A 20009-nucleotide genomic window follows, 5' to 3' on the forward strand; every position below is an offset into this window, starting at 1 on the left:
TGGAGTGTTGAAGATGCTCGACAGCCCCCTTCGCGAACAGCTCGACCGGTTGGTGCAACGAATGGCCGACCAACCCTTCGCGGCCCTGACCGGTGCGGGTATTAGCACCGCGTCGGGCATTGCGGATCACCGCGACAAAGAAGGTGTGCGCCGAGGCCGTTCACCGATGATGTATCAGGAGTTCCTCGCCACCGCGGAGTCGCGTCGGCGTTATTGGGCCCGAGCGATGCTCGGTTGGCCACGGGTGCGCGAGGCTCGGCCGAATGCGGCCCATGAAGCCCTGGCTGACCTGCAACGCGCGCAGCACATCAGCGCGCTGATCACCCAAAATGTCGATACCCTGCACGATCAAGCTGGCAGTCCTGACGTCATAGAACTGCACGGCAGCCTGCATCGGGTGCTGTGCCTGGACTGCTTGCAGCGCAGCGAGCGGGATGTGATTCAGCACTGGATGGAGGTGCATAACCCCTATCTTTCCGGGGTAGATGCCGTGCAGGCACCGGACGGTGACACCCTCCTTGATCCGGCCTTCGAAACACGCTTTCAGGTGCCACAGTGTCCACATTGCGCCGGTGATCGCCTGAAACCGGATGTGGTTTTTTTTGGTGAAAACGTCGCGCAACAGACGGCTGCCAGCGCGATGGCGGCGGTCAACAACGCAGCGGGGCTGCTGGTGATTGGATCGTCCTTGATGGCGTACTCGGCGTTTCGGTTGTGCAAAGCGATGGTGGATCAGGGCAAACCGGTGATTGCCATCAACTGGGGCAAGACCCGGGCCGATGATGTGCTGGAAATGAAGATAGAGGCCTCCTGTGAACAGCTCCTGCCGCTGCTGACGCAACGCCTTGGCGGCTGATCGCGCCCTGCCCCGCGCGAACACAACCCTGTGTGCGCGCTTAACGAGCGAGGGGAATGCTCAGGCGATCCTCCAGGTTTTGCTCCTTGAAAATATCGAATAACGCCTGGGCTGCCGCCGACAGTTCATGCCCCGGCTTGGTCAACACGCCAATCGCCCGTTCCACCACCGGGTCACGCAGGGTGATGCAGCGTGCCCCCAACTCCTGCATCTGCCCGGCACACAGCGCCGGCACCGCACTGACACCCAGTCCGCTGGCGACCATCCGGCCGACCGTCGCCAATTGATGGCTTTCAAACTCCACCGGCAATTTCATGCCACGGGCCTGTAAATGCTCTTCGAGCATCACCCGCACGGTGGAAGGTCGCTGCAAGGTGATGAACGGCTCCTGCAGCAGGGTTTGCCAGTCAATATCGTCAAGGGTGGCCAGCGGCGAATCTTGCGGCACCACCGCCACAAAGCGATCGATGTACAACGGGGTGAAGGCCAGAGACGAGCTTTGCGTTGGCTCAAACGACACCCCCAACTCCACTTGGCGATCACGGACCATTTCCAGCACCTGCTCGTTGATCACATCGTTTACCGTGACGTTGACCTTCGGGTAGCGAGCGCGGAACGTCTTGAGGATCGGCGGCAGCAAGTTACCGGCAAACGACGGCATTGCCGCCAGCGTCACGCGCCCGCGCTGCAGAGTGAAGCGCTGACGCATTTCGTCTTCGACGTTGTCCCAGTCCGCGACCAGCCGACGCGCCAGTGGCAGCAGCGATTCGCCCTCGGGCGTCAGCGCCACATTGCGCGTGTTGCGACTGAACAACCGTCCCCCGAGGCCCTCTTCCAGGGCCTTGATGGTCAGGCTCAGCGCCGATTGCGACAGGTGCAACCGCTCGCAGGCGACTGCAAAGCTCAGGCTGTGGGCCACGGCCAGGAAGGCGCGGATTTGCTTGACGGTCATGGTCACGTTGCTCCGGTGTTAAGCGACGAGCGATAGTCTGCAAGACAGGCATAGCGCTTTAATGAGCTTTATCAATCAATCGAAGCAAAAAAACAACTTAACAAATGAATACACCAGCGAGACACTCAACCCACACCGGCTAGCCAGCCGCCCATAAAGAATAAAAGAGGTGCATATGGCAGGTTTCGACAAGCGCGTGAGTTCCTACGAGGAAGCTCTTGCAGGACTTGAAGACGGCATGACCGTGATCGCCGGCGGTTTCGGCCTTTGCGGTATTCCGGAAAACCTCATCGCCGAGATCAAGCGTAAAGGCACCCGTGACCTGACCGTGGTGTCCAACAATTGCGGCGTCGACGGCTTCGGTCTCGGTGTGCTGCTGGAAGATCGGCAGATTCGTAAAGTGGTCGCCTCTTACGTCGGCGAGAACAAGATGTTCGAAGAGCAACTGCTGAGTGGCGAAATCGAAGTCGACCTGACGCCACAAGGCACTCTGGCCGAAAAAATGCGCGCTGGCGGCGCCGGCATCCCGGCCTTTTTCACCGCCACGGGCGTCGGCACGCCGGTCGCTGAAGGCAAGGAAGTGCGCGAGTTTCACGGTCGCCAGTACCTGATGGAAGAATCCATTACGGGTGACTTCGCCATCGTCAAAGGCTGGAAAGCCGACCATTTCGGCAACGTGATCTACCGCCATACCGCCCAGAACTTCAACCCGCTGGCGGCCACCGCGGGCAAGATCACCGTGGTCGAAGTCGAAGAAATCGTTGAACCCGGCGAGCTGGACCCGTCGCAGATCCACACCCCTGGCATCTACGTCGACCGGGTCATTTGCGGCACGTTCGAGAAACGCATCGAACAGCGTACCGTGCGCAAGTGACCCCCTGCCCCCTGGCTCGATAACGGAGAACAATCAATGGCACTTTCCCGCGAACAAATGGCTCAACGCGTCGCCCGCGAAATGCAGGACGGCTTTTACGTAAACCTGGGCATCGGCATTCCGACCCTGGTCGCCAACTACATCCCTGAAGGCATGGAAGTCATGCTGCAGTCGGAAAACGGCCTGCTGGGCATGGGGGCTTTCCCGACCGACGATCAGGTGGATGCGGACATGATCAACGCCGGCAAACAAACCGTGACCGCACGGATCGGTGCGTCGATTTTCTCCTCCGCCGAATCCTTTGCGATGATCCGGGGTGGCCACATCGACCTGACCGTACTCGGCGCTTTTGAAGTGGACGTGGAAGGCAATATTGCCTCTTGGATGATCCCCGGCAAAATGGTCAAGGGCATGGGTGGCGCGATGGACCTGGTGGCCGGTGCGGAAAACATCATCGTCACAATGACGCATGCGTCCAAGGACGGCGAGTCTAAACTGCTGCCGCGTTGCAGCTTGCCGCTGACCGGTGCGAGGTGCATCAAACGCGTCCTGACCGACCTCGCCTACCTGGAAATAAAGGACGGCGCGTTCATTCTCAAAGAACGCGCACCAGGCGTCAGCGTTGAAGAAATTGTCGCCAAGACCGCCGGCAAATTGATCGTGCCGGATCACGTGCCCGAAATGCAGTTCGCTGCCCAGTGAGGAATCATTCCATGCAAGACGTTGTTATTGTTGCCGCCACCCGTACCGCCATCGGCAGTTTTCAGGGTTCGCTGGCCAGTGTTTCTGCGGTCGACCTGGGCGCCGCGGTGATCCGTCAGTTGCTGGCGCAAACCGGCATTGACCCGGCGCTGGTCGATGAAGTGATCATGGGCCAGGTGCTCACGGCCGGCGCCGGGCAAAACCCAGCGCGTCAGGCGGCAATCAAGGCTGGCCTGCCCTTCGCTGTGCCGGCCATGACCCTGAACAAGGTCTGCGGCTCGGGCCTCAAGGCCCTGCACTTGGCGGCCCAGGCGATTCGCTGCGGCGATGCCGAGGTGATCATCGCTGGGGGTCAGGAAAACATGAGCCTGTCCAACTACGTCATGCCCGGCGCCCGCACCGGCTTGCGGATGGGCCACGCACAGATCGTCGACACGATGATCAGCGACGGCCTGTGGGATGCATTCAACGATTACCACATGGGCATCACTGCCGAGAATCTGGTGGAGAAATACCACCTGACCCGCGAACAACAAGACGCTTTCGCCGCCGCCTCCCAGCAAAAAGCTACGGCTGCCATCGAGGCCGGACGCTTTGTCGATGAGATCACGCCGATCCTGATCCCGCAGCGCAAGGGCGATCCGATCGCCTTCCAGGTGGATGAGCAGCCTCGCGGCGACACCACCGAGGCCTCCCTGGCCAAATTGCGTCCGGCCTTCAAAAAGGACGGTAGCGTCACCGCCGGCAACGCATCGTCGCTGAATGACGGCGCGGCGGCAGTGTTGCTGATGAGCGCGGCAAAAGCCAAGGCCCTGGGCCTGCCGGTGCTGGCGAAAATCGCCGCATACGCCAACGCGGGCGTGGACCCGGCCATCATGGGCATCGGCCCGGTCAGCGCCACTCGCCGCTGCCTGGACAAGGCCGGCTGGGCCATCGACCAACTGGACCTGATCGAAGCCAACGAAGCGTTCGCCGCGCAATCACTGGCCGTGGCCAAGGACCTGGAATGGGATACCCGCAAGGTCAACGTCAACGGCGGCGCCATTGCGCTGGGTCATCCGATTGGTGCATCGGGTTGCCGGGTACTGGTGTCGTTGCTGCATGAAATGATCAAGCGTGACGCCAAAAAAGGCCTCGCAACGCTGTGCATCGGCGGCGGTCAAGGCGTGGCACTGGCCATCGAAAGGGCGTAAGCCAGCCGCGTTGAACAGGCGGCACGGGGACCCACGAAGAACCGTCCACCGCCTGGCAACGCACACGCGGCAACTTACCTCACAAACTCCAGGATCAACCAGCCGTTCGCACCGCTGATCACCACAAACAAGCCCCACGCCAACACGCGGGTCGGTAGACGATTGACAAAAGGCCCCATGAGTTGGTGATCGTTGGTCATGCGAATCAACGGATACAGCGCAAACGGCAGTTGTAGGCTCAAGACCACCTGGCTCAAAACCAACAGCTTGCCAATCGCGCTATCGCCCATCAGCCAGACCCCGATGAACGCCGGAATCAGCGCCAGCCCTCGCGTGATTAAACGCCGCTGCCAGCACGGAATGCGCAGGTTCAGGTAACCCTCCATGATCACCTGCCCGGCAATGGTCCCGGTGAAGGTCGAACTCTGCCCCGAAGCCAGCAATGCCACGCCGAACAACACGCTGGCCAACGTCCCGCCAACCAGCGGATCGAGCAGGTGGTAGGCATCCTGGATCTCCACCACGTCGGTGTGCCCGGTTTTGTAGAACGCTGCCGCAGCGAGGATCAGGATCGCGGCGTTGACCAACAACGCCAGCGCCAGCGAGCCGATGGTGTCGATGCGTGCCAGCTTCACCGCGTCCTGCTTGCTGGCCAGGTCCTGACCGATCAAACGCGTCTGGACGATTGAGGTGTGCAAGTACAAGTTATGCGGCATCACCGTCGCGCCGAGAATGCCGATGGCCAAGTACAGCGGCGCTGCACCGCTGATCGCCGAGAGCGACGGCGTAAAGCCACGGGCGACGTCTGGCCAGTAAGGTTTGATTAGCAACAGCTCGACAAAGAAACACACGCCGATGGTCGCCACCAGCACCAGCATGATCGCCTCCAGCCGGCGAAAACCGCGATTCTGCAAGGCCAGGACTAACAACGTATCAAACGCAGTGAGGGCGATGCCGACGGTCAGTGAACACCCCAACAGCAAATGAAACGCCAACGCGCAGCCCAGCACTTCGGCGAGGTCAGTGGCGATGATCGAGATTTCCGCCAGGACCCATTGCGTCCGTGCAGCGGGCTTGCTGTAGCGCTCCCGGGACAATTGCGCCAAGTCCCGGCCAGTGGCGATCCCCAGCCGCGAACACAGGCACTGCACCACCATTCCCGCCAGACTTGCCAGCAACACCACAAACAACAAGCTGTAACCAAAACGCGATCCGGCTTCGATGGCCGTGGCCCAATTACCGGGGTCCATGTAACCGATCGACACCAGCAAGCCAGGGCCGGCGAACATCAGCATGCGTTTAAAGAACGAGGCCGCCGGGTCGACGACCACACTGCCAGCCACTTCCGGCGGACAGAATGGCGCCGTGGCAATCTTGGGCAAACTGAATTTCACGCAATCATCCATTTACAGGTGAGAAGGAGCAGCTTAGGCGTTTCAGGCGTGACGCCCAAGGGGAACCATCAGACCGTGATGCGGCCCGTGCAGTATCAGGCGCCATGTCGGCGGAAAAACAACGTCACCTGCCCTAACTCAAAGCCGAATTTGGTCATGGCCGAACGGTTGGCAATGGTGTTTTCATCGAGCAGGTACATCCAGTCATCGAAGTTCACTTGATACACTTTGTCGTCCACCGGCAGGTTCAGCACGTAACGCCAATGCAAGGCATTGCCTGCCACTTCGCCACTGGACTCACCAACCACATCTGCCGCCGTCCCACGCCAGCGCCCCGGACCGTCGGGGTGCAACGTCCAGACGCGGGTCTGTTTAACGCCGTCGCTGTAGGTAAAGTCCTCATGCATGATCAGGTTTGCGCCGTCCATGCGGCTGTTGATCAACACATGAAAGCGTTTGATCACCTCACCCGAGCGCTTCTGGAACATGCCCCAGCCATCCACTTGCCCGACAAAAAACTGTGGCAGATCGAGCTTGGGGTTCTGTTCGCTGTAACGCTGCACATCGATCCCGCCGCAACCGGCCAGGCACACGAATAGGACCAGCAAAAGCTTTTTCAGCATGACGATGTCCTCAAGGCTGAGTAGCGCCCAGCAACTGCTGACGCAACTCGGGGTTTCGGGTTCGGGGGTCGAGCCAGATGTCGAAAAACGCCCGGGCGAACTGTGGGTCTTTCACTTCGTGCTGCAACTGTTGACCGACAAAAAAGCGCGCGCCTTGCCCCGGCAGGTAAACGCCGGTAATCCGGGTGCCGGCTTGGACATCGACAAACGACTGCTGCATCTGGGCTTGCCAACTCGCCAGTTGCTCGGCGCTGACTGCGGCACCTGACAAACGCTTGATTTCTTCGGTGCTGGCCTGCACCAAATCATCGCGGGAAATGCTGCGCTGGTAGATAAGTTCGAGCGCGAACGGCTGATCCGTCGACAATGGCCGCGCCGCGCTCCAGAGCCGGGCGTTATAGACGTTGAAGCCATACACTCGAAACTCGCCCGTTCCGATGATCTGCGCACCGGGTAACGCCTCCTGCCAATTGGCAAGCGCTTGAGTCGCCAGCAATGCCAGCAGCCACAGGCCATGGCGCAGGCGCGATCGTAGTCTGTTCATGGGTGTCACTCACCGTGGGGGCCTGATAAAAACTTATACGCAAACGACTTGTTTGTACAATTATTGACGACTTAATTTTCATTGCCCCCTCGACCGTTGGCGCAATCCGGGCCAAGCCAATACCGACGCCGCCGAGCGCTAAGCAGCCTGAGGTGGAATGCTTGACTGTCGCCATGGGATGATCGCCGCGAAAGTGCAACCATTCTGGAGAGTTCGAATGTCATTGTTGAGTCAAAAAGCCGTTGCCCTGCTACTGACAGCGGTCGCCAGCCTGGGTGCCTTGGAGGCGCAAGCGGCAAAGGCCAGTGCGGGCGCCGATGCGCCGGCGCAGAACGTCTCGCTGCTGGCCGGCAAGTTCACGTTCACCCTGCCCAAGGGTTTTATCGCCTCGGCGCTGCCGGGCGGTGACGCCGCCAATGGCACCGCTGGCGCAAAAGGCACGCTGTACACTAACGCCGCCAGCAAAACCGTGGTGATCGCAGCGGAAAATACCATCCCGAACGGTGTCACCGTGAAGGATAACGACGGTGATTTTCTCGACAGCTCTGCCGCCGACTTCGTCGCCCAACAAACCAAAGCCCTGCCGGACTTCAAGCTGCTTAGCGAGAAAAGCCTCTCCAAAAAAGCGCAAGGCCTGGGCGTTCGGCAGATCGACAGCCGCGTCACTCAAGGTGGCGGCCCGACGCTTGACACCACGCTGCTGACGGCATCCGGCACACGCATGGCGTTGGTGCAAGTGATCTCGCGCCCCGGCGACACGTTGGTTCACGAAGCACTGGTCAAAAAAATCCTGACCGAGCAGTAAGCCCACTCAAGGATTAAGGTGCCGTAACCAAGCGCTCAAATCCTCAACTTCGGCGGCACTGATGTTGTGGCCCAGGCCAGGGTAGCCATGAAACTCAGGCTTGAGTGACAGGCCCAGTAACAGGCTTTGGGCGTCAGTGCCATCGGTATACGGCAAACGCTTGTCCAGCGTGCCATGACCGATGAAAATCGCCAGTGACTGGCGTTTTTCATCCGGTTTCAGTTCGGACTTGAGCACCGGCAGAATCCGCCCACTCAAGGCCGCAATCCCGCCCACGGCTTCGGGATGACGCAACCCCACCTCGTAGGCCATGATCGCGCCTTGGCTGAACCCCACCAAGAACACTTTGTTAGCCTCGGTGTGATATTTCTTCGCCGCCTGGGCGATGAAGTCCAACAAGCGTTTGGCGCTGGCCTTCAGATCATCCGTCTCACCGTTATAAGCGCCTTCGCCTTTCTTGCGAAACCACTGGTAACTGCCCGCTTCGAGCGTCACTGGGGCCTGGACCGACAGCACGTTGTACTGCGACGGCAACTCGTCCTTGATGCCAAACAGGTCCTGCTCGTTACTGCCGTATCCGTGAAGGAAAATCACCAGCGGCTGATGACGGCTTTCAGGATTAGCCTGCTCCAGGTACTTGAGCGGCAGATCGGTTTGCAGCGGGATTTGAGCGTGGACCGTGGTGGAGGCCAGCAGCATCAGCAACGTCAGACATTTGAACATGGACCTTCCTTCAAAAAGCGCAGGGTTCGCGGCAAAGCCTAACACTGCGAAGCCGTTGGGAGCCCACGAAAATCTCCTGGTCCACGCCTCAGTCGTTAATCAACTTACCCACCCGAATCGGCTCGCTCCCCGCCACTTTCGCCTGCCATGTACCGGGTTGGGTGTACCGCCCACGGTCGATGGCGAACAACACCCCACTGGTCCCTGCCCGCACGGTGGTGACTCGGTCACTCAATGGATCAACCACTTCAAACAGCGCATCGCCCTGCTTTACCGACTCGCCAGCGTTGCGCAGAAAGCTGACCACGCCATGGTGCGGGGCAAACAGGTACTCGGTGCCTTCGAACGGCACGCCCTCGCAGCACTCGCTCGGCGCCGCGGGCCACGCGCCTTTAATGAATCCCTGTTCGGCAAGGAAGCCCAGAATAGCCTCGCAATTGGCCTGGGCCTGATCGACACGGGTGTCGCCCATGCTGCCCAGCTCCAGAGTCGTAGCGAGGTTAGCCGGTGGGATCGCCGCCTCGGGAAAGGCGCGCGCCAAGCGCAACCACGGTGAAGAGCAGGACTCGTCGAAAGAGCTGCCGCCGGAGTCTTCGCACAACAGTGCAACACCCGCTTTCAGACGCGCCGCCAGGGACTGCCACTGCGGCCAATGCTGCGGCAAGGCATACAGATGAATCGCCGCGTCGAAATCACAATGCAAGTCCAGTGTGATATCCGCATCACAGGCATGGCGCAGCAATAATCGGTGCATGGCTTCCAACTGCGACGCCGGTGCCGGCAGACCGTCGAGCACTTGGCCCATGGTTTGGCGAATCAGGGCGATGTTGGCCACGGCATCCTCGCCCAACTGATCGCCGATCAACGCGGCCACCGGCGCGCTCAGTTCAACGAACGAGCGGTTGAAGTTCTTGCCACTGCCCAGTTCAAAACGCCCCATGTGGCTGCCTTGCAAGTGCTGGTCGAGGCCGATCGGATTAGCCACCGGCACCAATTCGATAACGCCTTGCAGTTGGCCCTGGGTATCAAGTTCAGCCAAGCGCTTCTTCAGTTCCCACGCCGTGCGCATGCCCGGCAGCTCGTCAGCGTGCAGGCTGGCCTGGATGTAGACCTTACGAGTGCCCGCGCCGTAACGAAAGACGCTCAAGGTGCGCTCGGTTCCAAGATGACTCCAGGGCAATGAATGGTCGATGCGGTGCATGAGAACTCCTGATTACCTGAGCGACAAGCTCATAGGCGTCATTCCAATTACAAGCCCATAAAAAAAGTGGCGCCCGCGTCAACGGTGGCCACTTTTTTAAACGACTCGATTACTGGCTGTAAACGTCAAAGTTGAAGTATTTGTCCTGCACTTGCTTGTACTTGCCGTTGGCACGAATTTCAGTGATCGCGTTGCTGAACTTGTCCGCCAGCTCTTTATCACCCTTGCGCACCGCGATACCGGCACCGCCGCCGAAGTACTTGGCGTCTTCGTAGGTCGGGCCTACAAAAGCGAACCCTTTACCGGCGTCAGTTTTCAGGAAACCGTCGTCCAGGGTGACCGAGTCGGCCAGCATCGCGTCGAGGCGACCAGCGACCATGTCCAGGTTGGCTTCCTGCTGGGACCCATAACGCACCAGGTTGATGCCGGCGGGCACCAACACTTCGGTGGCGAAGCGGTCATGCGTACTGGCGCGCAGCACACCGACTTTTTTGCCCTTGAGTTCGGTTAGCGGGTCTTTGACGTCGGTGCCAGCCTTCATCACGAAACGCGCCGGCGTGTGGTAATACTTGATGGTGAAATCGACGTTTTTCTTACGATCATCAGTGATGGTCATGGACGACAAAATGGCGTCGATCTTCTTGACCTTCAGGGCGGGGATCAAGCCATCGAACTCTTGCTCGACCCATACACACTTCACTTTCATCTGATCACACAACGCGTCGCCGATGTCCACGTCAAAACCGGTGAGCTTGCCGTCAGGGGTTTTCATCGAAAACGGCGGGTAGCCCGCTTCAATACCGAGGCGGATCGGCTTAGCGTCTTCGGCTACGGCGGTCAGGGACAACATCGACAGTGCCAGGGCACCGAACATCACTAGCTTGTTCATTTATAACTCCTGCGTGCGGAGACTTTTATTGGCAGCGTTGGAATGACGACTTGCGGTCTGTGAAAACCGAAGTGGCCGGCAGTCTAGAGTGGCTTGGAGCCGGCCAATTATGTTTAAGCGACGAATACTTATAGAAACGTGATAGCCGTATCAGGCGATTGAACAGCGTGCGCCAACGCGGTGCAACGGCGGTGGGGCACGCCCCGTTTTCAGACGAAACCTACAGGGCTTGGGGCTGGATCCGACGGAATAATCGCGCTAGACAACGGACGCCGAGGGCGCTGGTGATCAACGTCGTTTTGCGGCACATTGGGCGCGGCCTCCTCCTCTGAGAATCGACATGCCCAACCCCGCCAACACCTTGAACCTGATTCAGCACCACCCTGCCGAGGGCCCAGGCGCCATTACCGACTGGGCCAGGCGTCGAGGCGTCGCGCTGAAGGTTTTTCGTGCCGATCTCGGGCAGTTGCCGACAGTGAGTTCAGAGCCGGCAATCGTGCTGGGTGGGCCTTACGAAGCCAACGCCGGGCCGGCGTGGCTGGAAACCGAACGCCAGTGGCTGGCGGCGAGTGTGCAGCAGGGTGCGCCGGTGTTTGCGATTTGCCTGGGCGCGCAGTTGTTGGCCTTGAGCCTGGGCGGCAAGGTGCGACGCATGGCCCATCCCGAAACCGGCTGGACCTCGGTCATCTTCGCTGATGGCACGCTGTTGAGCGTGCTGGAATGGCATGAAGACGCCATCGACTTACCGCCAGCGGCACAGTTACTGGCCAGCAGTGAGGGATGTGAACAGCAAATGTATCGAGTCAGCCCCCACCGCGTGGGCGTGCAGTTTCACCCGGAATGGAATGCCGAATCCGTCACCCTACTCAATCAACACTTCGCCGATGAATCACCGTTGCTGCGGGACCAGGACGACAGCGCCGCCCACGCCGCCGTGTTTGACTGGTTGCGCGGGACACTGGATGAGTGGTGGACCGTTTCAACAGAAACGGCCTGAAACCTAAGCAGAAGTACCTCGCCAATGTTGGCGATCAACAGTCACAGGCCATCGGCTGCGTTATGCCACGCGGCACCACCACGTTCAACTCGAACCCTTCATCCAGCCAGCCCGTCACCCCGCCGATCATCTCCTTGACGGGGCGCCCCAGCGCTGCCAGTTTCGCGGCGGCCTTGTTGGCGCCGTTACAGTGGGGGCCGGCGCAATACACCACCCAAAGCGTTGTTTGCGGATAGGCCGCCAGGCTTTCAGCCGTCATCAAACGCCCCGGAAGATTGACGGCTCCGGGCACATGGCCGCGCTGATAGGCCAAGGCGCCCCGCACATCGACCAATACAAAGTCCACCTCATCGGCCTGCAGGCTGTCGTGGACGTCGGAACAATCGGTTTCAAAGGTCAGGCGATTGCTGAAGTGCATCAGTGCAACGTCGGACGGGGCGGCAGGAATCTCGCTAACCAGGCTGGTCATGGGTCGTACTCCAAAGTCTCGATAGGTGTCGGCAGACTTTATCCAGCGCCGACTTACCGATACAGTGGCGCACAAGACACTTACCGGGAATTTTCCGCCAAATGCAGCCCTCCCCTGGTTTAGTCGCGATTCTGGCCTACGACGGTCTGTGTACATTCGAATTCGGCATTGCCGTAGAGATTTTTGGCCTAGCCCGACCGGAGTTCGATTTCCCGTGGTACGAACACCGCATCGTCGCCGTGGATGAGGGGCCAATGCGGGCCACGGGCGGGATTCAGGTATTGGCTAACGGCGGCATGGAGCTGCTCGAAAGTGCCCGCACCATTCTTGTCCCCGGTTGGCGTAGCCGCGACCAACCGGTTCCCGAAGCGTTACTCGTTGCACTGCGTCAGGCCCATGCACGGGGGGCGCGCCTGTTGTCGATCTGCTCGGGAGTGTTCGTGCTGGCGGCCAGCGGTCTGCTGGACGGTCACCGAGCCACCACCCATTGGCGCTACACCGCGGAGCTGGCCAAGCGTTTCCCGGCCATTGAGGTGGACCCGGACGTACTCTATGTCGATGCGGGCCAGTTGATCACCTCGGCCGGGAGCGCCGCCGGTATCGATGCGTGCCTGCACTTGGTGGCCAGGGATTTCGGCACGCAGGTGGCCAATGCGGTGGCACGGCGGCTGGTGATGTCGCCGCAACGCACGGGCGGGCAGGCGCAATTTATTCCTGCTCCCATCAGCCCGACGCCGCGCAGCGATTTATCCCGCGTCATGCAGTGGGCACGGGAGCGCCTGCACCAGCCGCTGGAAGTCCGCGACTTGGCCAGCGAGGCGGCCATGAGCGAACGCACTTTCCTGCGCCGCTTCACCGAAGCCAGCGGTTTGTCACCCAAGACCTGGTTGCAACATCAACGACTGGCCAGGGCTCGGGAGCTGCTGGAAGGTACTCGCCAGAACACCGAGCACATTGCCCAGCAGTGTGGTTATCGTTCGGTCGAAAGCTTCAGAGTGGCGTTTCGCAGCGTGGTCGGTGTACCGCCATCGGTCTACCGGGAGCGGTTCGGACGTGAGGTCAAAGCGATTTCTCTAGCGACCCATCAGGACACTGACCCTCAAGGCCGGCGCAATAAATAGGTGTCCATGATCCACCCATGCACCGCACGAGCGGCTTTGCGCGTGCGCTCAATCTCATCCGCCACCTCCTTGAGCTTGCCGCTGATCAGAATTTCATCCGGCGTCCCGAGGTAGGCCCCCCAGTAAATCTCTGTCTCTTTATCCGCGACGTGGTGGTAGGAGTCTTCGGCATCAAGCATCACCACCACGCTGTCAGCATCGCTCACCTGCCCCGCAGCCAATCGCCGGCCGGTGGTGATTTCAATCGAACGCCCAATGCGGTTCAGCGGGACTTTATGCTGCGCCGCCAACGCCTGCACACTGGTGATGCCAGGAATCACGTCGAATTCGAAGACGCAACGGCCCGCCGCCAGGATCGCCCGCAAAATACGCACCGTGCTGTCGTATAACGCCGGATCGCCCCACACCAGGAAACCGGCGCATTCGCCGTCAGCCATGTGCTCGTTGATCAAGCGTTCGAAGGTCTGCTGCTTAGCCAGGTTCAGATCTTCGACGCTGGCCTTGTAGTCCACTTCACCACGCTCACGTTCTGGGCTGTGGGCTTCGACAAAACGATAGGTGTGACCGCTGATGTAGCGCTCACAGATGTCCCGCCGCAGGTCGATCAGCTTGTTTTTGCTGTCGCCCTTGTCCATCAGGAAAAAAACATCGGCGCGGTTCAGCGCCTTCACCGCCTGCATCGTGATGTAGTCCGGATTCCCGGCACCGATACCAATGACCAGCAACGTTTTCATCAGGGCGCTCCTTCAGCGTTTATGCCCGACAAGCGCAGGCGCCAGCGACCGGAGAACCATACATCCGTGGCCGACAACGGTTCGACATCAATCAGGTTGAACGCGTCGCTGTTCAGCACATGAGTCAGCGCGGCACGTATGACAAACGGGTGAGTGATGGCGACGACATGTCCCGGCGTGGTCTCCAGCGTCTTCAACCACGCCACCACCCGCTGCCTGAGCTGCGCCACCGACTCGCCGCCGTGGGGCGCTGAATAGGGGTCTTGAAGCCAGGTTGCCAAGTGGTCGGGCTCAGATGTTTGCAGATCGTCAATCCGCAGGCCTTGCCAGCGACCCAAGTCGCAATCGGCCAATGCCGCGCACACCTCGCTGTCGTCACCGAACAATTGCGCGGTCTGCCAAGCTCGCCGCTCCGGAGCGCAGATCAGGCGCGGCGTGCCCTTGAACTGAGCGCAACGTGAACCCTTTGCCGATTGCCACTCCATTTCCAACGACTCATCGATAGGAAAACGCGCCATTTTCTGTGCGACGGTTCGAGCGTGGCAAATCAGGGTTAAACGCGTCGCCTTCATGAAGCAATACTCGATCAATGGGCATAAACAACAGGACAACATCATCAACAATCGGGCAATTGTGCCGTAAGAAGGGCGCTCGGGGGACTTTCGTTTTTAGCAGCGACTCAATCCGTAGAGCTATTTCTCGCGTTAAAAACGCCTATATCTGACACCGCCATGGGCGATGGCCTACAACATCAGTCGACATAGGTGTAGCCCCCGGCAGCCGGGGGTTTCGCCCTGCTTCAGGGCATTTTAATGGCCGCTAAAAATTCACTAGACATGTAGTAGGAATTACATAAATACTGTTTTAGCGAATTATGAAATAAAACCTACATATTCATCCAGCAGGGAGACCGGATGCCACCTCTACGAGACCTGATCACCGATCCCGGCCTGGACCTCACGCCGTCAGAGCGCAAAGTCATCCGCGCCTTGCTCGACCAGTACCCGCGTAATGGCCTCGGCCCGATGTCACGCTTGGCTGAACATGCCGGCGTCAGCGACCCGACCATTGTGCGCTTGGTCAAAAAACTCGGTTTTGGCGGTTATGCCGAATTTCAGGATGCCTTGCTCAGCGACATGGATCACCGCCTGCGCTCACCCAGCACACTCCTGCAACCGCGCGCCCACCTGCAAAAAGACGATCCCTGGAGCCATTATCTGGCGCAAAGCCATCGAACGCTGGTCGAGACGCAGGCCCTGACCCAACCGGAAGATGTGCGAATCCTGGTGGAATGGCTGCTCGACACCCGGCATCAGGTCCACTGCTACGGCGGGCGCTTCAGCAGTTTTCTCGCCCACTATCTGCTCAACCATTTACGCCTGCTGCGTCCCGGTTGTTTCGCCCTGGAAGGCAACGCGCAATTGCCGGACCGACTGTTTGACGTGCAGCGCCAGGACTTAGTGCTGCTCTTTGATTACCGCCGCTACCAGTCCCAGGCCTTGCGCGTCGCCCATGCCGCCAAAAGCCGTTATGCCCGGGTGGTGCTGTTCACCGACATTTACGCCTCGCCACTGCGGGAAATGGCGGACCTGATCATCAGTGCGCCAGTGGAATCGGTCTCGGCGTTCGACACCATGGTCCCGGCGCTGGCCCAGGTCGAGGCACTGATCGCTTGCCTGACCCTACGCAGCCCCGAGCTGGCTGATCGCCTGGAAGGCATCGATGCACTGCGCACTGACTTCGACACCCACCTGCTGGAGGAAAAATAAGGATGTTTGCGCTCCCCCATCGTTCACCCCGAGATCTGCCGTTCGTCACCGATCACACCGCGCTATTGCTGGTCGACATGCAGCGTGCCTGGCTCGAGCCGCAGTTCGACCCGCACCTCAATCACCCGCACGCCGAATACTTCCTGACCCGAACCCACAGGCAAGTGGTGCCCAATCAGCGCCGGCTCCTGAGTGCCTTTCGCACTGCCCGGCAAAACGTGTTGCACACGCTTATCGAAAGCCTCACCGCCGATGGCCGTGACCGCTCCCTGGACCACAAACTGTCGGACATGCACCTGCCCAAGGGTAGCCCGCAGGCGCAGATCATCGACGACCTGGCGCCCACGGAAAACGAAATCGTCTTGCCTAAGACATCTTCGGGGGTCTTCAACTCCACCAACATCGACTACGTCCTGCGCAACCTGGAAACGCGGCACCTGATCATTGCTGGCATCGTCACCGACCAGTGCGTGGACATGGCCGTGCGGGATGCCGCCGACCGGGGATATCTGGTGACCGTGGTAGAAGACGCCTGCGCCACCTACACCCCGGATCGGCATCAGGCCTGCCTCAATGCGATCAAAGGCTACTGCTGGATCAGCGATACCCAAACCGTGCTCGCCAGGTTGCAGGAGATGACGCCATGAGTGAACGCCTGTGGCCGCTGCCCATGACCACGATCGTCACCACCGACCTGATCGGTGTGACCCGTGGTCGCTCGTTCCCGACCGACGAACTGGACCACTATCAAACGGCAGGCTGCGGCTGGGTGCCGGCCAACAGCGCACTGACGCCGCAAGACGTCATCGCCACTGGCAACCCGTGGGGCGCCTACGGAGATTTGCGGCTGATTCCGGACCTGAGCAGCCGGGTTAAGGTCAACAATGGCCCGGACGCGAAGGCTCCCGCCCTGGACTTTATTCACGGCGACCTGTGCGAAACCGACGGCCTCCCGTGGGCCACGTGCCCACGCACCCTGCTGCGCAACGAGGTGAAACGCTATCGCTCGCAGTTGAACCTGCAAATCAACGCGGCCTTCGAACATGAGTTCAACCTGGGCTGCGGGGCCGCCGATCAGTTGGCGTTTACCCTCGAGGCACAGCGCCAAGGGGCCGAATTCGGCGGTTGGCTGCTCAGTGCTCTGCGCGCCGCAGGCGTGGAGCCCGAGATGTTTCTGCCGGAATACGGCAAGCATCAATACGAAATCACTTGCCGCCCGACCCTCGGGGTCGCGGCGGCGGACCGTGCGGTGAATGTGCGCGAGATCACCCGGGAAATCGCCCGGCAAATGGCATTGGACGTCAGTTTTTCGCCCAAGACCGCCGAGCACGCGGTGTGCAACGGTGTACACCTGCACCTCAGCCTGCTGGATCTGTTCGGTGAACCAGTGCTCTACGACGCAAGTATCACCAATGGCCTGTCTGCCCTCGGCCAACACTGGGCCGCTGGCGTTCTGCATTACTTGCCGGCGCTGTGTGCGTTTACCGCGCCGACACCGGTGTCCTATGAGCGGTTGCAACCCCATCACTGGAGTGCGTCCTACGCGTGCCTGGGGCAACGCAACCGCGAAGCAGCGCTGCGGATCTGTCCGACCGTGAGCCTGGGCGGTAAATCTGTGGCGGCGCAGTACAACCTGGAATTTCGCGCCATGGACGCCACCGCCTCGCCGCACCTGGCGCTGGCCGCGCTGCTGATCGCCGGCCGGTTAGGCATCGAACAGCGTCTGGCACTGAACGCGATCACCGATGAAATACCCGATGCCCTTAATGAAGAACAACGCCAGACCAGGGGCATCGTCGCCCTGCCCGCGTCGCTCGCTCAGGCGCTGGATTGCCTGCGCAACAGTGATGCGCTGCTCGACGCCTTGCCTCGTGCCTTGCTGGACACTTATTTCGCCCTGAAAACCGAGGAACTGACGCTGACGGAACAGCTCTCGCCCGCCGATCTTTGTGAGCACTATGCGCGCCTGTACTGAATCCGTTGAACTCGGCCTCTACACCGAGCCGCCTTATACATTGAGTCGGGAAGCCTCCGAGCACCCGCTGATCTTGGTGTGCGAGCACGCCAGCCGTTTTATCCCGCCCTCGCTCAATAATCTGGGCCTGAGCCCCGAGGCCGCTGGCGAACACATTGCCTGGGACATTGGCGCCCTGTCGTTGGCCGAGCAGCTGTCAGAGGCTCTCGGCGCAACGCTGCTGGCAGCCAATTATTCACGGCTGTTAATCGACCTCAACCGTCCACGCCACGCGCTGGACAGCATTCCGTTGCAAAGCGAGATTTATCAGGTGCCGGGCAACCGCGACCTCGACGAAGCGACTCGCGAGTATCGCCGCCAGTGTCTGTTCAAACCGTTTCACACCCGGCTGCAAAGCCTGATCGACGAACGCGTCGCACATGGGCGACCGGTGCGCGTGGTGGGAATTCACAGCTTCACGCCAGTGTTCTACGGTCAGCCACGGTTGCTGGAGGCCGGCGTGTTATACGGCCAGGCCAGTCATTATGCGCAACGGTTGATTGATGGCCTCAGCCAACACCCGCTGAAAGTGGCCGGCAATCAGCCCTACAAAATTGATCCTCTGGGGGACATGACCGTACCGGTGCATGGCGATGCCAGAGGGCTGGAAGCGTTGTTGATCGAGGTGCGCAACGATTTGCTGCGCACGCCCGAGGACGTCGCTCGCTGGAGCAATTACCTGGTACCGCTGCTGTAGGAAATCGCTGCCTCAAGGAACCGTTACCGCAGTGTGTTGCACCGAAAAAAACTAAAAATTCACCCAACAAGCTAGCAAGGAGAGTGGCTTCATGGACATTCAAGCGTTCGGCTACAAGCAGGAATTGAAACGGAGTCTGTCGCTGACGGATCTGGTGGTGTACGGGATGATCTTCATGATCCCCATCGCTCCGTTCGGGGTCTATGGCTATGTCAACGCCGAGGCACCGGGGATGGTGCCGCTGGCGTACATCATCGGCATGGTTGCAATGCTGTTCACCGCGCTGAGTTACGGCTGCATGGCACGAGCCTTTCCCATCGCAGGATCGGTGTATTCCTACGCCCAACGGGGTTTAAATCAACACGTCGGTTTTATCGCCGGCTGGCTGATGCTGCTCGACTACCTGCTGATCCCGCCGCTGCTCTACGTCTATGCGGCCATGGCGCTGAACCATTTGTACCCGGACATCCCAAAAGTCGGCTTCATCGTGGCCTTCCTGGTCAGCGCGACCTTCGTCAACCTGCGGGGCATCACCTTTACCGCGCGGATGAACATCATCTTTCTGCTGGCACAACTGGTGGTGTTGGGGATTTTCCTGTTTTACGCCTGGAACGCCCTGCACAGTGGCGGCGGTAACGGGCAACTGACCCTGGCGCCGTTGTACAACGCCGACACGTTCAACTTCGCCCTGCTGATGCAAGCAGTGTCGATTGCGGTACTGTCCTTCCTGGGTTTCGACGCCATTTCCACCCTTGCCGAAGAGGTCAAGGGCGACCCGGGTCGCAGCGTCGGCAAGGCAGCGCTGATTACGCTGGTGGTGATGGGCGTGATATTCGTGGTGCAGACCTGGATCGCCACTGACCTGGCGGCGGGCATGGGCTTCAAGTCCGCCGACACCGCGTTCTATGAAATTGCCGAAATCGCCGCCGGCAGTTGGCTGGCCACGCTGACCGGCGTGGCCACGGCCCTGGCCTGGGGCGTGGCGGTGGCGATCACGTCTCAAGCCGCCGTGTCGCGCCTGTTGTTCGGCATGGCGCGGGACGGAAAACTACCGAAAATACTGGCCAAGATACACCCGACACACAACACCCCTTACGTGAGCATTTACTTGGTTGCGGCGCTGTCGCTGGTGATTTGCTACCTGTTTATCAATTCGGTGGACACCCTCACCTCCCTGGTCAACTTCGGCGCCTTGAGCGGCTTCATGCTGCTGCACCTGACCGTGATCAATTACTACTGGCGCAGGCAAAAATCCGGCCAGGTAATCCGTCACCTTGTCTGTCCGGTGATCGGCTTCATTATCGTTGCCGCGATCATGTACAACATGGGCGTAGACGCACAAAAACTCGGCTTGATCTGGATTGCTCTAGGCCTGGTTTACCTGTTTTTCCTGAACAAACTGGGCGCCAGTACGGCGCTGCCTGACCCAAGCAACGTCTGACAAAAAAAAGG

22 protein-coding genes are annotated in these 20009 nt (G+C 60.0%); 12 read left to right on the forward strand and 10 right to left on the reverse strand.

The features are described 5' to 3' along the window. Positions 1 to 13: 13 nt before the first annotated feature. Positions 14 to 856 carry an NAD-dependent protein deacetylase gene (locus RHM68_RS14645; RefSeq protein ID WP_322215885.1) on the forward strand — a complete coding sequence of 281 codons (843 nt, stop codon included), beginning with the start codon at positions 14 to 16 and terminating at the stop codon, positions 854 to 856. A gap of 40 nt (positions 857 to 896) precedes the next feature. Here RHM68_RS14645 and RHM68_RS14650 read toward each other — a convergent pair whose 3' ends face one another. After that, on the reverse strand, positions 897 to 1808 hold the full coding sequence (locus tag RHM68_RS14650) for a LysR family transcriptional regulator (RefSeq protein ID WP_322215887.1): 912 nt from the start codon (positions 1806 to 1808) through the stop codon (positions 897 to 899). A 175-nt stretch (positions 1809 to 1983) separates the two neighbouring features. On the opposite strand from RHM68_RS14650, the gene RHM68_RS14655 reads away from it, so the two are divergent. The 3 genes from RHM68_RS14655 to RHM68_RS14665 are packed head-to-tail and all read left to right on the forward strand — an operon-like array spanning position 1984 to position 4577. Continuing rightward, complete coding sequence (locus RHM68_RS14655) at positions 1984 to 2682, forward strand: CoA transferase subunit A (protein WP_322215889.1); 699 nt, start codon at positions 1984 to 1986, stop codon at positions 2680 to 2682. Positions 2683 to 2718: 36 nt separating this feature from the next. Beyond that, the gene (locus tag RHM68_RS14660; RefSeq protein ID WP_322215891.1) at positions 2719 to 3384 is read left to right on the forward strand and encodes a CoA transferase subunit B; all 666 of its coding nucleotides are present in this window, start codon (positions 2719 to 2721) and stop codon (positions 3382 to 3384) included. Positions 3385 to 3395: 11 nt separating this feature from the next. Then, positions 3396 to 4577 (forward strand): acetyl-CoA C-acetyltransferase, encoded by a 1182-nt coding sequence (locus RHM68_RS14665; RefSeq protein ID WP_322215893.1) that lies wholly within the window; start codon positions 3396 to 3398, stop codon positions 4575 to 4577. A gap of 74 nt (positions 4578 to 4651) precedes the next feature. On the opposite strand, the gene RHM68_RS14670 is transcribed toward RHM68_RS14665, so the two are convergent. The 3 genes from RHM68_RS14670 to RHM68_RS14680 form a co-directional block, all read right to left on the reverse strand. Then, a complete protein-coding gene (locus RHM68_RS14670) occupies positions 4652 to 5971 on the reverse strand; it encodes an Nramp family divalent metal transporter (protein ID WP_322215896.1) in 1320 nt (439 codons plus the stop codon). A 95-nt stretch (positions 5972 to 6066) separates the two neighbouring features. Continuing rightward, entirely contained in the window at positions 6067 to 6594 is a 528-nt protein-coding gene (locus RHM68_RS14675) for a DUF3833 domain-containing protein (RefSeq protein ID WP_322215898.1), read from the reverse strand. A 10-nt stretch (positions 6595 to 6604) separates the two neighbouring features. Continuing rightward, positions 6605 to 7138: a chalcone isomerase family protein gene (locus RHM68_RS14680; RefSeq protein WP_322215900.1), complete on the reverse strand. Its 534-nt coding sequence runs from the start codon at positions 7136 to 7138 to the stop codon at positions 6605 to 6607. A gap of 217 nt (positions 7139 to 7355) precedes the next feature. Between RHM68_RS14680 and RHM68_RS14685 the strand changes: the two genes are divergently transcribed. Continuing rightward, positions 7356 to 7943, forward strand: a complete 588-nt coding sequence (locus tag RHM68_RS14685; RefSeq protein WP_322215902.1) for a hypothetical protein — start codon at positions 7356 to 7358, stop codon at positions 7941 to 7943. A 6-nt stretch (positions 7944 to 7949) separates the two neighbouring features. Here the strand turns inward: RHM68_RS14685 and RHM68_RS14690 are convergent, their stop codons facing one another. The 3 genes from RHM68_RS14690 to RHM68_RS14700 form a co-directional block, all read right to left on the reverse strand. Further along, the gene (locus RHM68_RS14690) at positions 7950 to 8666 is read right to left on the reverse strand and encodes an alpha/beta hydrolase (protein WP_322215905.1); all 717 of its coding nucleotides are present in this window, start codon (positions 8664 to 8666) and stop codon (positions 7950 to 7952) included. 88 nt (positions 8667 to 8754) lie between these two features. Further along, a complete protein-coding gene (locus tag RHM68_RS14695) occupies positions 8755 to 9867 on the reverse strand; it encodes a succinylglutamate desuccinylase/aspartoacylase family protein (RefSeq protein WP_322215907.1) in 1113 nt (370 codons plus the stop codon). Between the two features lie 109 nt (positions 9868 to 9976). Continuing rightward, positions 9977 to 10756, reverse strand: a complete 780-nt coding sequence (locus RHM68_RS14700; RefSeq protein ID WP_322215909.1) for an ABC transporter substrate-binding protein — start codon at positions 10754 to 10756, stop codon at positions 9977 to 9979. Between the two features lie 340 nt (positions 10757 to 11096). Between RHM68_RS14700 and RHM68_RS14705 the strand changes: the two genes are divergently transcribed. Then, the gene (locus tag RHM68_RS14705; protein WP_322215911.1) at positions 11097 to 11753 is read left to right on the forward strand and encodes a type 1 glutamine amidotransferase; all 657 of its coding nucleotides are present in this window, start codon (positions 11097 to 11099) and stop codon (positions 11751 to 11753) included. Positions 11754 to 11787: 34 nt separating this feature from the next. On the opposite strand, the gene RHM68_RS14710 is transcribed toward RHM68_RS14705, so the two are convergent. Continuing rightward, the gene (locus RHM68_RS14710) at positions 11788 to 12222 is read right to left on the reverse strand and encodes a rhodanese-like domain-containing protein (protein WP_322215913.1); all 435 of its coding nucleotides are present in this window, start codon (positions 12220 to 12222) and stop codon (positions 11788 to 11790) included. Positions 12223 to 12323: 101 nt separating this feature from the next. Here RHM68_RS14710 and ftrA point away from each other — a divergent pair, with 101 nt between their 5' ends. Then, positions 12324 to 13343 carry a transcriptional regulator FtrA gene (gene ftrA / locus RHM68_RS14715; protein WP_322215915.1) on the forward strand — a complete coding sequence of 340 codons (1020 nt, stop codon included), beginning with the start codon at positions 12324 to 12326 and terminating at the stop codon, positions 13341 to 13343. On the opposite strand, the gene cobF is transcribed toward ftrA, so the two are convergent. Then, positions 13322 to 14077 carry a precorrin-6A synthase (deacetylating) gene (cobF, locus tag RHM68_RS14720; protein ID WP_322215918.1) on the reverse strand — a complete coding sequence of 252 codons (756 nt, stop codon included), beginning with the start codon at positions 14075 to 14077 and terminating at the stop codon, positions 13322 to 13324. The two genes, ftrA and cobF, sit on opposite strands and share 22 nt — an antisense overlap. Beyond that, the gene (locus RHM68_RS14725; RefSeq protein WP_322215920.1) at positions 14077 to 14649 is read right to left on the reverse strand and encodes a histidine phosphatase family protein; all 573 of its coding nucleotides are present in this window, start codon (positions 14647 to 14649) and stop codon (positions 14077 to 14079) included. Before RHM68_RS14725 ends, cobF begins: the two co-directional genes overlap by 1 nt. A 342-nt stretch (positions 14650 to 14991) precedes the next feature. Here RHM68_RS14725 and RHM68_RS14730 point away from each other — a divergent pair, with 342 nt between their 5' ends. From RHM68_RS14730 to RHM68_RS14750, 5 genes are all read left to right on the forward strand, one after another. Further along, complete coding sequence (locus RHM68_RS14730; RefSeq protein WP_322215921.1) at positions 14992 to 15846, forward strand: MurR/RpiR family transcriptional regulator; 855 nt, start codon at positions 14992 to 14994, stop codon at positions 15844 to 15846. A 2-nt stretch (positions 15847 to 15848) separates the two neighbouring features. After that, positions 15849 to 16493, forward strand: coding sequence for an isochorismatase family cysteine hydrolase (locus RHM68_RS14735; RefSeq protein WP_322215922.1), 645 nt, complete (start codon positions 15849 to 15851; stop codon positions 16491 to 16493). Beyond that, on the forward strand, positions 16490 to 17821 hold the full coding sequence (locus tag RHM68_RS14740; RefSeq protein WP_322215923.1) for a glutamine synthetase family protein: 1332 nt from the start codon (positions 16490 to 16492) through the stop codon (positions 17819 to 17821). The genes RHM68_RS14735 and RHM68_RS14740 overlap by 4 nt, the downstream gene beginning before the upstream one ends. Then, positions 17805 to 18557 (forward strand): N-formylglutamate amidohydrolase, encoded by a 753-nt coding sequence (locus tag RHM68_RS14745; protein WP_322215924.1) that lies wholly within the window; start codon positions 17805 to 17807, stop codon positions 18555 to 18557. Before RHM68_RS14740 ends, RHM68_RS14745 begins: the two co-directional genes overlap by 17 nt. Positions 18558 to 18648: 91 nt before the next feature. Further along, positions 18649 to 19998, forward strand: coding sequence for an APC family permease (locus tag RHM68_RS14750; RefSeq protein ID WP_322215926.1), 1350 nt, complete (start codon positions 18649 to 18651; stop codon positions 19996 to 19998). Positions 19999 to 20009: the final 11 nt, after the last annotated feature.

The organism is Pseudomonas sp. DC1.2, from assembly GCF_034351645.1.
Lineage (GTDB): Bacteria > Pseudomonadota > Gammaproteobacteria > Pseudomonadales > Pseudomonadaceae > Aquipseudomonas.

Excerpts from the sequence above, each read along its gene's own strand:
- RHM68_RS14645 (WP_322215885.1), top strand. The coding sequence starts at position 14 with ATGCTCGACAGCCCCCTTCGCGAACAGCTCGACCGGTTGGTGCAACGA.
- RHM68_RS14650 (WP_322215887.1), bottom strand. The coding sequence starts at position 1,808 with ATGACCGTCAAGCAAATCCGCGCCTTCCTGGCCGTGGCCCACAGCCTG.
- RHM68_RS14685 (WP_322215902.1), top strand. The coding sequence starts at position 7,356 with ATGTCATTGTTGAGTCAAAAAGCCGTTGCCCTGCTACTGACAGCGGTC.
- RHM68_RS14705 (WP_322215911.1), top strand. The coding sequence starts at position 11,097 with ATGCCCAACCCCGCCAACACCTTGAACCTGATTCAGCACCACCCTGCC.
- RHM68_RS14700 (WP_322215909.1), bottom strand. The coding sequence starts at position 10,756 with ATGAACAAGCTAGTGATGTTCGGTGCCCTGGCACTGTCGATGTTGTCC.
- RHM68_RS14695 (WP_322215907.1), bottom strand. The coding sequence starts at position 9,867 with ATGCACCGCATCGACCATTCATTGCCCTGGAGTCATCTTGGAACCGAG.
- RHM68_RS14745 (WP_322215924.1), top strand. The coding sequence starts at position 17,805 with ATGCGCGCCTGTACTGAATCCGTTGAACTCGGCCTCTACACCGAGCCG.
- RHM68_RS14710 (WP_322215913.1), bottom strand. The coding sequence starts at position 12,222 with ATGACCAGCCTGGTTAGCGAGATTCCTGCCGCCCCGTCCGACGTTGCA.
- RHM68_RS14730 (WP_322215921.1), top strand. The coding sequence starts at position 14,992 with ATGCCACCTCTACGAGACCTGATCACCGATCCCGGCCTGGACCTCACG.
- RHM68_RS14750 (WP_322215926.1), top strand. The coding sequence starts at position 18,649 with ATGGACATTCAAGCGTTCGGCTACAAGCAGGAATTGAAACGGAGTCTG.
- RHM68_RS14675 (WP_322215898.1), bottom strand. The coding sequence starts at position 6,594 with ATGCTGAAAAAGCTTTTGCTGGTCCTATTCGTGTGCCTGGCCGGTTGC.
- RHM68_RS14735 (WP_322215922.1), top strand. The coding sequence starts at position 15,849 with ATGTTTGCGCTCCCCCATCGTTCACCCCGAGATCTGCCGTTCGTCACC.
- ftrA (WP_322215915.1), top strand. The coding sequence starts at position 12,324 with ATGCAGCCCTCCCCTGGTTTAGTCGCGATTCTGGCCTACGACGGTCTG.
- RHM68_RS14690 (WP_322215905.1), bottom strand. The coding sequence starts at position 8,666 with ATGTTCAAATGTCTGACGTTGCTGATGCTGCTGGCCTCCACCACGGTC.
- RHM68_RS14680 (WP_322215900.1), bottom strand. The coding sequence starts at position 7,138 with ATGAACAGACTACGATCGCGCCTGCGCCATGGCCTGTGGCTGCTGGCA.
- RHM68_RS14725 (WP_322215920.1), bottom strand. The coding sequence starts at position 14,649 with ATGAAGGCGACGCGTTTAACCCTGATTTGCCACGCTCGAACCGTCGCA.
- RHM68_RS14655 (WP_322215889.1), top strand. The coding sequence starts at position 1,984 with ATGGCAGGTTTCGACAAGCGCGTGAGTTCCTACGAGGAAGCTCTTGCA.
- RHM68_RS14660 (WP_322215891.1), top strand. The coding sequence starts at position 2,719 with ATGGCACTTTCCCGCGAACAAATGGCTCAACGCGTCGCCCGCGAAATG.
- RHM68_RS14665 (WP_322215893.1), top strand. The coding sequence starts at position 3,396 with ATGCAAGACGTTGTTATTGTTGCCGCCACCCGTACCGCCATCGGCAGT.
- RHM68_RS14740 (WP_322215923.1), top strand. The coding sequence starts at position 16,490 with ATGAGTGAACGCCTGTGGCCGCTGCCCATGACCACGATCGTCACCACC.
- cobF (WP_322215918.1), bottom strand. The coding sequence starts at position 14,077 with ATGAAAACGTTGCTGGTCATTGGTATCGGTGCCGGGAATCCGGACTAC.